Genomic DNA, 11691 nt, shown 5'->3' with positions numbered 1-11691 from the left:
ACTTTTCTAATCATCCCATAGCGGTTTGTTTCCCTCGTGTAGGGCTTCAGCTTCGCTAAGAGGGTTTCCGCAGTTATAATATTGGTTTTTATCATTGCCATAGGGCAGTTTGTATCCCTCTGGAGAAGTGAGTAATACCACCTCAAAAGTATCGTAATCCACCTCTTTGATGAGTTTGTTTTGGTAATAAATACGCTTATCATCTTTGGAATAAAAATGTGAAATCTTTTGCCACGTAGCAGGATTAGCTTTAGGTAAAGGTGTTTTCCCATAGTAAACACACCTATCATCTTTTGCAAAATCACCGTCGTTCATTGAGATGAAAGTCGCTGGATTGGCTTTAGCGAGTATCTTTATCTTGCCGTGATAATCCTCGTAATACACCTGCTTGTTATCTTTAGCATAGCCATACGGAATCTCTACACGCACCACACGCCTGATGCCATCGCTAAACTCCCACGAAGTCTCTCTATCTCTATCCGTTCTGTGTATCCCCTCATCACATACCTCAAAAGTACTAATATCCTCAGGTTCAAAGCGCCCACCCGATGTCCAAACACTTTGGTAATCGGTAGCATAACACTCGTTGAGCATTTCGAAAGTTTTAGGATTCGCCCCTTTGAGAGGGCGCCCCACGATATAACAATGCTTATCGTCTTTAGCAAAAAAGCCATTAAAATAAACAAAAGTATCAAGATTTGCCTTCTCTATAGCCGAATAGCGGTAGTATATCCGCTTGCCGTCTGTCCAATAGCAGGGCGTTTCTTGTGTGTCCGCCATATAAAAACGCGGGTCTTTATCAATATCTGCTACAGTGCGGATATCGATATCAAAAAAAGGAGGTTTTTTAGCCAAAGGTTTATTGATTTTCATTCTGTTTCTTATTTTATTTCTATACCTAATTTATTAATCTCAAATTGTTTATCCCCTATCTGTACCCACGCTTTACCATTCTCAAAGAGAGCGCCATCGTCATAAATAAAAGGGAAGACGGTTTCGTTTTTGTCATTGATATAACCATATTTATCGCCTTTTTTTACCAAAGCAAGCCCTTCAGTAAAATAAGAGGCATCATCGTAGAGAAAAGGAATGATTTGTTCGCCTTTTTGGTTGATAAAACCCCATTTACCGTCTTTCTTTACGGCTACATAATCTTTATGAAAATAGGTAGTATCTTCATAGATAAACGGAATCACCTCTTCTCCTTTCTCATTGATAAAGCCCCATTTGCCATTCAACAAGGCTGCTGCAGGACGGTGGTTATAGAAGTCGTTGTCATCTATAAGGTCGTATTTTATAGGAGTAATCTCCTTGCCAGAGGTATCTATCAATCCGTATTGTGCACCTATTCTCACCATTGCCACTCCTTGAAAGAAGTCATAGACAAAATCGTACTTTATAGGGGTAATAAGGGTTCTCTTCTCATTGATATAGCCCCATTTGCCGCCTTGCCTTACACAAGCAAAGCCCTTGTGAAAATCGGTTATTTCATCATATTTTTCTTGCTTGTTTGTGTTCATTGTTTTAACTTTTAATTATCTTGTGAGTTGTTAAATCTTGTGTATGTTTGTATAAATATCGTAATTTTCTTGATCAAAACAAACCATCTTCACCTGCTTGATTTTATCCGTTTTTTCCAAGAAATCAGCTATGGTATGAAGCGCTATTTGTGCTGCTTTTTCCTTCGGAAATCTATACCTTCCAGTACTGATATTAGGAAATGAAATAGTGGCTACTTGATGCTCTAAAGCCAACTCCAAACAACTGATATAAACTTGTGCCAGTAGGTTTTCTTCATTATGTGTCCCCCCATTCCACACCGGACCTACTGTGTGAATAACATATTTAGCAGGCAAATTGCCCGCAGTAGTAATAACTGCGCTACCTACCTTGCAACCTCCTTGTTTATTTCTTATCTTCTCACATTCTTCAGTGAGTGCTTTGCCTCCTGCTCTATGAATAGCTCCATCCACACCGCCTCCACCAAGTAGAGAAGTATTGGCGGCATTCACAATGGCATCTACGGAAATTTTAGTGATATCTCCTAATACAATTTCAATGTTACTATGTATCATCACTCAATCAATTATTAGAATTTGTTAGATACCTATAATAGCTTGTGAGTATCATAGCCGACATATCATCGGGATGTTTAACGCCTTGGTCTAAAAAGAACTTCACGAGTTCGGGGTTTCCACTGCGAATCCACTCATTGCGGATGCCCATTCCTATCGTAAAATGACTTTCCATAAAGAATTCATCTTCGGTAAGCGTCTTTATATACTCCTTATCCTGCTTTTTGAGGTTCTTATCCAGCATTTGGATACATTCTGTTAGGTTTTTAGGTTTTTGTTTTTTCATATCAATGTTTTTTTATTTGGAGTCCTCACCCCCGTTCCTCCTCTCCCAAGGAGAGGGGCAATCCGCAAGAGGGATTTTTTTGTTATAATTCTGTTTTTAATGCAAATATCGTGTTTGAAAGCCTACCCCCGTTCCCCCTCCCGAAGGGAAGGGGGCAATCCGCAGGAGTGATTTTTGTTATAATTTAGGGCATTCTCATAAGACACTCTTTTAATCTTCTTATGTGATTCAAATCATTTACACAATAAACGTGTTTAAACTTTTTTGAGGAACTTGGATATAAACCCTAATAGAAGCATTCCAATCCAAGTTACATCAAGATACTCATATCTCATTATCAAACCTTTATATCCGTCAAGCCAACCATTTGCTTGTTCGATCTTAAACCTATTTTTGTACAATTCTTCATCAAAATAAACATCTGGTTGCTCTCCATTTCGGGGATTAGGTTTAATATTTGCTGTAATTTCTTGGCTTTCTAAAAACTCTCTAAGAGACTTACTATCAAATCCTGCATCAGCATTGAGAAACAGACCTTTGTGTTCTATCTCTGCTTCTTCTAATAAAGCTAAAATTTCTTTTAGTACTTCTTCTATTTCATATAAATCATTGTGATTTCCTGCTTTAAGGCTTCCCATTGCTATCATTTGCCCTTTATTATCACAAAAAAAATGCTATTTGTGGTTACGGCTTTTTTTCTTGCTTGATAGCCTGTAGATTCTCCTTTTTGGCGACAACGTGTATGACTACCATCCCATTGAACGCAAGACATATCTAATTTTCTTTTCTTCTTGCTTAATAGATTCAACCATACTCGCTGAAAACTACCATCTTTACTTCATTTATTGAAGTAGTAATAGACATTTTGCCAAGAGATTTTTCCTTTTTCAAAATAGCTCTCAATTGGAAGTTCTCTCCATTGCACCCCTATTTTTAATCTCTTGAGAATCAATAAAAATATTGAGCTAAATCAAAATTACTTTTAAATCCTCTTTTTCCTACACTTAAAAAGGGAATAATCCAAATATTTATTGTATCTTTGCCCAAAGTTCCTGAATTTTGGTGTTCTTTTTTTTTCAAACACAAAATTACTAATTTTCGGGAACTTTTACTTTATTATAGGAAAAAGTTTAAACAGCTTCTATAAATAATATATCAACATTATGACCTCAGACGAATTTGCAAAGAACTTTTACCTTGAAAAACTAGCGTTTTTAAAGTCATGCTTTCAAGCACAACCCGAACAAGCTTCGGCTGTAAATGTAAAAATAAAAGAAATGGCTCTGACAGAGAGTCAAACTGAGAAACTTAAGGAAGTTATTGATATTCTGTTAGAAGATGTATTTTACACTATCCTATTAGGCCTAGATGGTGAATGCCCCATAGGTGAGATCCAACAGAATTATAAGATATATGACCAAGACAATAATCTTATTTCCGATTGTGGAGAATTGGAAGCCAGTGCTTATGAGTACTTTCACGAAGACAAATATGAGAGGGAAACTCTCTGATAATTAACAAATGAACCTATTATGAAAAAACACACTCTGAAAGACATCATCCGTGCTTTGGTAGCGGAGTACCTTACTGATGATGGAAAAACCTATAACACCAAGCACTATAATCTATCTGCAATTATAGTGGTAGGTATAAGGTTAACTCGGAAAGGTTGGTGTCGTTCCGCAAGTGGCTACTCGGATTTTGATAAGTTTTTTAACTAATATACTCATTAACCTATTATGATTTCTGTATACAAACTAAAACCTAAATTCCAGCAGCTATTGCACCCGCTACTGGTATGGCTACACAGGAGAGGTGTTACTGCCAATGAGATTACTGTAGTGGCCATTGTGTTCTCCTTTGGGATTGGCGTGCTCTTTTGGGAGGCTTCGGCGGTACCACTTTTCTTTTTGGCACTGCCCATAGGGCTGTTGGTGCGTATGATCCTCAATGCTCTTGACGGTATGATGGCACGAGAGTTCGGACAAACCTCCCGCTTAGGAGAGGTACTCAATGAGGTGGGCGATGTGGTCTCGGATGTATTTATCTTCTTCCCCTTGCTAAAGTACCACCCCGAAAGCCTTTACTGGGTGGTAGCTTTTATTGTACTGAGCGTACTCAATGAGTTTGCTGGCGTCATGGGCAAGGTCTTAGGAGGGCAAAGGCGCTATGAGGGGCCTATGGGCAAGAGCGACCGAGCACTGCTGATGGGTATCTATGGGCTGCTTGCCTACTTTGGTGTGGGAATACAAGCCTACTCTCAAGTGGTTTTTGCCATAGTTATTGCCTTGCTACTTTTAAGTACTTTCACCCGCTTAAAAAAAGGACTTTATGCCGCTTGACAACAAATATGCCGATGTACCGCTTCGTATCAGGAGCTGGGGAGTGATTATCTGTGTTTTTGCTGCGGCTGTCTCCCACCCCTACGCCATGTGTCTTTTTTCCCTATGGGTAAGCTTTCAAGCCCTTACGGAATTGGGCGGGCTCTTTGGTTTTAATCCGAGCTATTGGCGTATGGCTATTCCCTTGTTACAAGGGGTTTTACTATGGAGCTGTCCCAACTACTCCACTTATATGGTAGAAGCTTGTATGGTTGTGGGGATAGGCCTTATCCTATATCTATGCCTTAGGCAAATCCCCTTAGGATTGCCCCTTTCCCTACTGATTGTTTTGGCAGCCTACCCTCACCTGACTTTCTTACGTATGAAGCCACAAGGGGTGGAGTGGTTCATCTTCTTGGTGGTAACGACCGAACTCAACGACATCTTCCAATACCTCACTGGAAAGCGCTTTGGCAAGCACAAGATCTTACCCAAGATAAGCCCCAATAAGACCGTGGAAGGGTTTGTAGGCGGCTTACTGCTCACCCCTTTTTTGAGTGTGGGCTTAGGCTACTTGCTGAGGCTTCCTATTGCACTACATACATTAGTTTTTGTAGGCTTATTCATTAGCTTTTTTGGTTTCTGGGGCGATGTGACTTTCTCTTACCTCAAGCGGCGGGCGGGGGTAAAGGACACCAGCCAACTGATTCCTGGTCATGGTGGTCTCTTGGATCGCATAGATAGTCTCTTGTTCAACTGTATTTGGTTTTACCTATGGATACGATAAAGCCCTTTTCCCGTAGTTTGCTTCTCTCCGGAGGAGGCACCCGCTTTGCCTTATACAATGGTATGTATGCAGCGTTGTGTGATATAGGCAAAGCTCCTGAGCTACTTATTGCTAGCTGTGGTGGGGCTTTTGCTGCCTTGGTAATCAATGCTTTTGCTAATAATACAGAGAGAAAAGCCTATCTGCAATCACAGGAGTTTTACCACTTTATCCAAAGCCTGTCCCTTACCCCTTATAGCAAGCTATATCGCTTGGGGCTTTTAGTCCTACAGAAGCGCTATGACTGGCGTCGTGCTCCCTTAGTAGAGGATGTATATACACGCTATTTGGTAGAAATGGCCCAAGACCTATCGGGGCTACTCCCCTCCTTGACCAAGTTAGCTTTTTCTGCTGCCTTGCCCACTATCATCATAGGAGCAAAGATGTGCTTTGCCCCCCATGAGTGTGGCAAGCGTAGGGGTAAGCGAAAACTCTACCAAGAGGTGCTCATAACCGACCCTGAGACTGCCCAGAGGATCCCTCTTGAGACACTGCAACATACCGAATCCAACTATACGCTTTCGGCCGTAGCAACCGATATAAGTGTGGAAACGGCTATTCCCTTGCTCTGGGCTGCCCGTATTTCTGTCTCGGATATGTTCTATGTAGCTCCTGTAAGCTATCAGGGGACATACTATGCAGGCGGGGCTATTGACCTTGTTCCTATGGAGCTGGCTTATGCGCTTTCAACTACTGTAATTGCTGAGCACAAGCAGGCCTACTCTCCTACCGAAGAGTCTTTGGTACGTGCCGTCTTGGGCTTTAGTGGCAACGAGCGGTTGGCGTCGGTGGCTTCCTATCCTGCCCAATGGATAGATACTCGAAGAGCAACTACCGTTCTAAAGGGCTTTTACTCTGAGAAATATATCAATTGGAAGCATCTGGAGATAGGAATTCACTTTCCCAAGGACTATCCCTCTTACCGAGAGCAGATAGAGCGGCAATGGGACTATGGTTACCAAACTATTCTTAACACCTTTAGCTTATGAATGTATTTATCATAGGAGGCACCACTGGCATAGGGTTTGACTTGGCTCACTTCTACCAGCAAAGCGGCCATCGGGTTGGGGTATGCGGCAGAGATCTTAGCAAGCTCCCCAAGGCAGTTCCTTTTGAGAGTTATAAGGCCGATGTTATAGACAAAGCACTATTAACCCAGGTGATACGACAGTTTGTAGGCTCAGACACCCTCTCCTTACTTATCAACTGTGCGGGTAGCTATGCCGAGGATGTGGTAGGAGAAATTTCTTACGAGGAGGCGGTCAGTATGCTACAAACCAATATCATAGGAGCCGTCAATACCTTGGAGGTTGGCCGAGAACTTATGGCTCATCATGGAGGCCAAATCGTCCTGCTAGCATCTATCTCAGGGATTTTGGACTATCCCTCCTCCAGCCTATATACCAAGACCAAGCGCAGTGTTTTACAGATAGCCGATGCCTATAGGCGTGCCTTACGCCCCTTTGGCATCTATATCACCTCTATTGCGCCTGGGTATGTAGCCACCCAAAAGCTTTACAAGCTCAACCAAAACAATCTCTCTAAGAAACCTTTTCTGGTGAGTGAAGATAGAGCAGTAGCCGAAATCAGCAGGGCTATTACTCAAAAGAAAAGCCTACACCTCTTCCCTACTCGTATGAAGTGGCTCATGCAATTACTCTCGCTACTGCCTAAGCCTTTGCTGTCCTTACTAATGTACAGAAAAGCCAAATGGATGCAAAATCACAACTAATTCTAACAAAAAATTAGGTAATCAAAAAATAATTTTCTATTTTTGTCGTATCAAAATCATTATACCATGAACACAGGTTTTTTCAAAAGTCATGAAGGGGAAGAACTATTCTTCTACGAATGGAATTACAAGCCCGGACAAAAGACCCTTATCGTAATCCATAGAGGGCATGAGTATGGGGAGCGTCTACAGGAATTTGCTACCCATCCGCTCTTTGCTGCCTACAACATCTTTGCTTTTGACATGCGTGGACATGGGCACACCAAAGCCGCTGTATCTCCTATTTTCATGGATTCGGTACGGGACTTGGATACCTTTGCCAAGTTCCTTGGGCAGCACTATGAGGTACGCGAGGAAGATATCTTTGTAGTGGCCAATAGTATTGGCGGGGTAATCACATCGGCTTGGGTGCATGATTTTGCACCCCGCATCGCTGGCATGGCGCTCTTGGCTCCTGCCTTTGAGATCAACCTGATCGTTCCTATGGCCAAGCAAGCCATCGAGTTGGCTCTAAAAATCAATCCTAAACTGATTGTTAAGAGCTATGTAAAATCCAAGATGCTCACTCGCGACACTAAGCAGCAACAGGCTTACGATAATGACCCTCTCATCACCCGCTCTATCAATGGCAAACTCCTCATTGACCTTGCCAATGCTGGTAAGCGATTGGTGGAAGATGCCGCTGCAATCACCACCCCTACCCTACTGCTCTCCGCTAAAAAAGACTTTGTGGTGATTAACCGACAGCAAAAGCAGTTTTATATAAACCTATCCTCCCCTATAAAAGAGTTTGTTACCTTGGAGGGCTTCCATCATGGAATTCTCTTCGAGCAAGGCCGTGAGGAAGTATATAAGCTCCTACAACACTTTATCCAAAAGGCTTTCTCTGCACCCTTGCCTACTCCTACTCTTGATTCTGATCTCTTTACTCAGAAAGAATTTGAGACCATGCAATATGAACTGATTCCCACCAGAGAGCGTTGGGGTTACCATCTTCAGAAATGGGCGTTGAGCAAGCTTGGTCACCTCAGTGGTGGTATGACTGTAGGGCTTACCTATGGCTTCGATTCTGGCGCCTCCATGGATTATGTATATAAAAACACGCCACAAGGCAAGTGGGGTATAGGTCGTTGGATGGACAAAAGCTATCTCAATGCCATAGGCTGGCGCGGGGTACGTATCCGCAAGAGACACCTCCTACAACAGGTAGAAAAGGCTATACAAGCCCTACAAGCCCAAGAACAGGAGGTAAAAATATTGGACATCGCAGGTGGAGTGGGCAACTACCTTTTTGATATCAAAGAGCGCCACCCTGAAGTGGAGATCGTTATCAATGAGTTCCTACCAGCCAACATACAGAAGGGAGAGCAAATTATCAAAGAGCGTGGCTACCAGAATATTCGCTTTACCAATTACAATTGTTTTGAGGCTGATACTTACCGCAAACTAAATTATTCGCCCAATATCACCATCATCTCAGGTATTTTTGAGCTTTTTGGCGATAATATCTTGGCCTCTGAGGCAATCAAGGGGGTGGTTTCTATCTCGGACAATGGGTATATCATCTATACAGGACAGCCATGGCACCCCCAGCTCAAAACCATTGCCTTTGTCCTGAAGAGCCATCAGGAAAAAGACTGGGTGATGCGCCGCCGTAGCCAGCGTGAATTGGACGGACTTTTCTCCCTCCAAGGAGTCAAGAAAAAAAGTATGCTGATTGATGATTTTGGAATCTTTACTGTTAGTTTAGGACAAGTAAAGAAATATTAGGTGAGAATATATGAAAATAATTTATGCTTTTATAATAGCACTTATCCTAAGTGTGATTGCTTTTTTCCTCCTTTAAAACTAAGTATTTTGTATTCTTCATTTAGGTGATATTTCACTTTGGTTTCATTGTACCAAGTATCGTGTTCTTTTCCATCACACAAGCTATTTTCGTGAGGAACGGTTTCTATTTGTGCTAATCGTTTCTGTAAGACATTCATTTAGTTGCTTTTTCTAAAAGTGATTCCATAAAGTCGGCAGTCTCATCGGCGATAAGGAGTTTGTTCCCTGCTTTGGCAACCCGAAGCATTTCGCTTATAGCAAGTGCTTTATCGTTAAAGAAATTGATACCTCCGTTGTGAAACACAATATCAAAAGTATTATCGGCAAAAGGCAATTCCTCTCTCGTGGACTTCTCCCAAGGAGAGGGGCAACCCGCAAGAGTGATTTTTTTATTTTTGATTTACTTTGATAATTAAATATTTAAGTCATATTTTTTAGCATACCCCTTTAAAGTTCTTTCAGCCAAAGGATTCACATCTTTTAAAAGTTCATTATATTCCTTTTGAGCTTTCTCTATATACCCATGTTCTCCATAAAACACCAATGCTCCAAAAGGAGGAAATATTGAATCAGCTGAATAGAAAATCTTCTCTACACTATTATATTGTTTAAAAAAAGGCAGAATATATTGTTGTATATCTTCCTGTACTCTCTTAATCAACTCTTGTTCATTGGTATTTTCATCCACTTCATACCATAGCTCTTTTCTCCCTCGTAAATCTTTAATAGTTTTACGGATAATACAAACAGGTTCTGTAGGGTAATCAGGCACTTGCCCTGTATGTTTAAAGTCATAATAGCCCAACCAAAATTTAGGTTCAAAAATCCCTATATTGATGCGAAACCTAATGTGATCTCTATCCCCATAACTGCTTTTCTGTATATTGATGATATGCCCTACCTCAGCAAGCCTTCGATAATAGTTCAAGGCTTTCTTTTTAAAAGAAAGCGGCTTTAACAAAGGCGTAAAACCTTCTTTTACAACTGTATCGAATTTAATTTGTGTATCTGTTTTCATAATAATCATTAATCAGTTGTCGAGGCGACAATCTCTATACTGACAAAAGTTTGCTAGACTACTGCCAAATGCTTCTGGTAAGGTGTATCATCTTGCTCCGTATCCAACTAAGTCTATTATAATAGGCACGAGCTACAAGCTCGCGCCAACGGGGGCATTCCCTTCTTGCGAATTGATATTAATAATTTACTCTAACAGATTAATAACTTGGGGTTCTCCCTCCAATGTATACTTCTCACAGAACAATAATTGCTTTTTCAGTACTCTTTTGAGGCGTGTTTCTTCCTTTTTAGCCTCATTAACATAGTTTATCCACTCTTTTTGATATTCTATTTTCCCCAATCAACGGGTGCCCATTGTGTGAGCTCCCAAGGGAAGTCGTTGATGTTATCGAACTTGCCGTACTTCTTCTCAAACTCCCCATCGTGTTCCCAAGGGTCTAACCCGTGGATCGCAAGCTCATAAATGCCGTGCTCGGTGGTGAAAGTGTGGCAAAATGCGTTCTTATCAGCGGCATAAGCCCCATATTTCTGCACCGCCTTGGCAATCATCAGGGTCATAGGACTCAATCCGAGTTTATCTAAGTCCACTTTCGGGTCGATACGGCACCATTGCCCTTCCATTGGGGCGTCGGCATCGTCCAGATCGCCATCGCCAGCCTTCGCAGGCCACGAAAAGCCTTTACGGGCGTGCGCTATGGTGAACGATAGGGCGTGATTGATCTCCCCTGCCCTCACTTCCTCGATACCGATCTGCGACAGCGGATTGAGCATTCCCACTACCGAGCTACCGCCTTTGGTAAGGCGCATCCAATAGTTGTCCTTAGCGAGCCCTCGCAGGCCTGGCTTTGCAATGAAGTAGCCCGAGCCTTTAAATTTGTACTCACCGCTGTTCACATACGTTACTCCGAAGTACTGACGCATCACTCCCGTTGCCACGTCGTACACCGCCATATGCGCATCGTTTCCAGCGGCAGGCTTGGCATCGTGCACGATAGGCTGACGCCCTCCCGTGTATTTATAGAGGTCAGCATCGTCTCGCTCACGGTGTCCTTCGGGGATAAAATTAGCATAATGCTGGTTCTTATCATTACTATCTACTATAATTATGGTGTAATTATAGTGCTGACGTGTAATGGTAGTGATCACCCCGTAAGGATTGGTTGCCAGCGATTTCATTTTGGCTGCAATCGCTGCTGAATTGGGCGCGAGAGGCATCTCTTTGTCTACCCTTCGCGTAAAAACGGTCCCCTTTGCCACATAGTTCTTTCCGAAAAGGTCGCCCGAAGTTTTGTACACTACGCTGGGGTCGATCGGATCCTCTCCGCCGCCTCCGTTGCTGTCCTTTCCGCAAGCCACAAGGGCAAATGCTGCTACTAATGTTATGAACTTTTTCATAGTCGGATGTTATTTAAATGTTTGTTATCCTTTTACAGTTTACCTACGATGCTTCTGCTGTTCCTCTTCTCCCGATTGTTTGCTACAAGCAGATAGTATAAGTAGAAAGAAAAAGTAAATAAGTGTTTTGTTATGTGTCATTTTAAATATTTTTATTGATTTCATTTCTTGCCTTGTTTAGAGAGAGCTTGAGCAAGCTGAGTAAA

15 protein-coding genes and 1 pseudogene are annotated in these 11691 nt (G+C 42.0%); 6 read left to right on the top strand and 10 right to left on the bottom strand.

What is annotated here, in order from left to right; genetic code table 11:
- Positions 1-6 precede the first annotated feature (6 nt).
- The 5 genes from I7X29_RS07245 to I7X29_RS15370 form a co-directional block, all read right to left on the bottom strand.
- Entirely contained in the window at positions 7-873 is an 867-nt protein-coding gene (locus I7X29_RS07245; RefSeq protein ID WP_198473618.1) for a DKNYY domain-containing protein, read from the bottom strand.
- Between the two features lie 8 nt (positions 874-881).
- Positions 882-1520: a WG repeat-containing protein gene (locus I7X29_RS07240; RefSeq protein ID WP_198473617.1), complete on the bottom strand. Its 639-nt coding sequence runs from the start codon at positions 1518-1520 to the stop codon at positions 882-884.
- A 30-nt stretch (positions 1521-1550) separates the two neighbouring features.
- Positions 1551-2075 carry an O-acetyl-ADP-ribose deacetylase gene (locus I7X29_RS07235; RefSeq protein WP_198473615.1) on the bottom strand — a complete coding sequence of 175 codons (525 nt, stop codon included), beginning with the start codon at positions 2073-2075 and terminating at the stop codon, positions 1551-1553.
- A 7-nt stretch (positions 2076-2082) separates the two neighbouring features.
- A complete protein-coding gene (locus tag I7X29_RS07230) occupies positions 2083-2361 on the bottom strand; it encodes a DUF6794 domain-containing protein (RefSeq protein ID WP_034555613.1) in 279 nt (92 codons plus the stop codon).
- A 254-nt stretch (positions 2362-2615) separates the two neighbouring features.
- Complete coding sequence (locus tag I7X29_RS15370; protein WP_225883687.1) at positions 2616-3008, bottom strand: transposase; 393 nt, start codon at positions 3006-3008, stop codon at positions 2616-2618.
- Positions 3009-3524: 516 nt separating this feature from the next.
- Here I7X29_RS15370 and I7X29_RS07220 point away from each other — a divergent pair.
- The 6 genes from I7X29_RS07220 to I7X29_RS07195 all read left to right on the top strand — a co-directional run bounded on the left by I7X29_RS07220 (position 3525) and on the right by I7X29_RS07195 (position 9010).
- The gene (locus I7X29_RS07220) at positions 3525-3872 is read left to right on the top strand and encodes a hypothetical protein (RefSeq protein WP_009413704.1); all 348 of its coding nucleotides are present in this window, start codon (positions 3525-3527) and stop codon (positions 3870-3872) included.
- A gap of 228 nt (positions 3873-4100) precedes the next feature.
- Entirely contained in the window at positions 4101-4703 is a 603-nt protein-coding gene (locus tag I7X29_RS07215) for a CDP-alcohol phosphatidyltransferase family protein (RefSeq protein ID WP_088594990.1), read from the top strand.
- A complete protein-coding gene (locus tag I7X29_RS07210) occupies positions 4693-5469 on the top strand; it encodes a phosphatidate cytidylyltransferase (protein WP_002679931.1) in 777 nt (258 codons plus the stop codon). The genes I7X29_RS07215 and I7X29_RS07210 overlap by 11 nt, the downstream gene beginning before the upstream one ends.
- Positions 5457-6497 carry a patatin-like phospholipase family protein gene (locus tag I7X29_RS07205; protein WP_198473613.1) on the top strand — a complete coding sequence of 347 codons (1041 nt, stop codon included), beginning with the start codon at positions 5457-5459 and terminating at the stop codon, positions 6495-6497. The genes I7X29_RS07210 and I7X29_RS07205 overlap by 13 nt, the downstream gene beginning before the upstream one ends.
- Positions 6494-7240: an SDR family NAD(P)-dependent oxidoreductase gene (locus tag I7X29_RS07200; protein WP_198473611.1), complete on the top strand. Its 747-nt coding sequence runs from the start codon at positions 6494-6496 to the stop codon at positions 7238-7240. Before I7X29_RS07205 ends, I7X29_RS07200 begins: the two co-directional genes overlap by 4 nt.
- Positions 7241-7306: 66 nt before the next feature.
- Positions 7307-9010 (top strand): bifunctional alpha/beta hydrolase/class I SAM-dependent methyltransferase, encoded by a 1704-nt coding sequence (locus I7X29_RS07195; RefSeq protein ID WP_198473609.1) that lies wholly within the window; start codon positions 7307-7309, stop codon positions 9008-9010.
- 41 nt (positions 9011-9051) lie between these two features.
- On the opposite strand, the gene I7X29_RS07190 is transcribed toward I7X29_RS07195, so the two are convergent.
- The 5 genes and pseudogenes from I7X29_RS07190 to I7X29_RS07170 all read right to left on the bottom strand — a co-directional run bounded on the left by I7X29_RS07190 (position 9052) and on the right by I7X29_RS07170 (position 11485).
- Entirely contained in the window at positions 9052-9228 is a 177-nt protein-coding gene (locus I7X29_RS07190; RefSeq protein ID WP_198466321.1) for a hypothetical protein, read from the bottom strand.
- Positions 9229-9233: 5 nt separating this feature from the next.
- Positions 9234-9410: pseudogene (locus I7X29_RS07185) on the bottom strand (class I SAM-dependent methyltransferase); the annotation flags it as partial.
- Between the two features lie 72 nt (positions 9411-9482).
- The gene (locus I7X29_RS07180) at positions 9483-10088 is read right to left on the bottom strand and encodes a DUF4304 domain-containing protein (RefSeq protein WP_034555813.1); all 606 of its coding nucleotides are present in this window, start codon (positions 10086-10088) and stop codon (positions 9483-9485) included.
- Between the two features lie 186 nt (positions 10089-10274).
- The gene (locus I7X29_RS07175; RefSeq protein WP_009413711.1) at positions 10275-10430 is read right to left on the bottom strand and encodes a YdeI/OmpD-associated family protein; all 156 of its coding nucleotides are present in this window, start codon (positions 10428-10430) and stop codon (positions 10275-10277) included.
- The gene (locus I7X29_RS07170) at positions 10418-11485 is read right to left on the bottom strand and encodes a hypothetical protein (protein WP_009413712.1); all 1068 of its coding nucleotides are present in this window, start codon (positions 11483-11485) and stop codon (positions 10418-10420) included. Before I7X29_RS07170 ends, I7X29_RS07175 begins: the two co-directional genes overlap by 13 nt.
- Between the last annotated feature and the right edge of the window lie 206 nt (positions 11486-11691).

Origin of the sequence: Capnocytophaga periodontitidis (assembly GCF_016126015.1) — a bacterium.
Taxonomy (GTDB): domain Bacteria; phylum Bacteroidota; class Bacteroidia; order Flavobacteriales; family Flavobacteriaceae; genus Capnocytophaga; species Capnocytophaga periodontitidis.
This window is presented reverse-complemented; position numbering and strand designations above follow the sequence as displayed.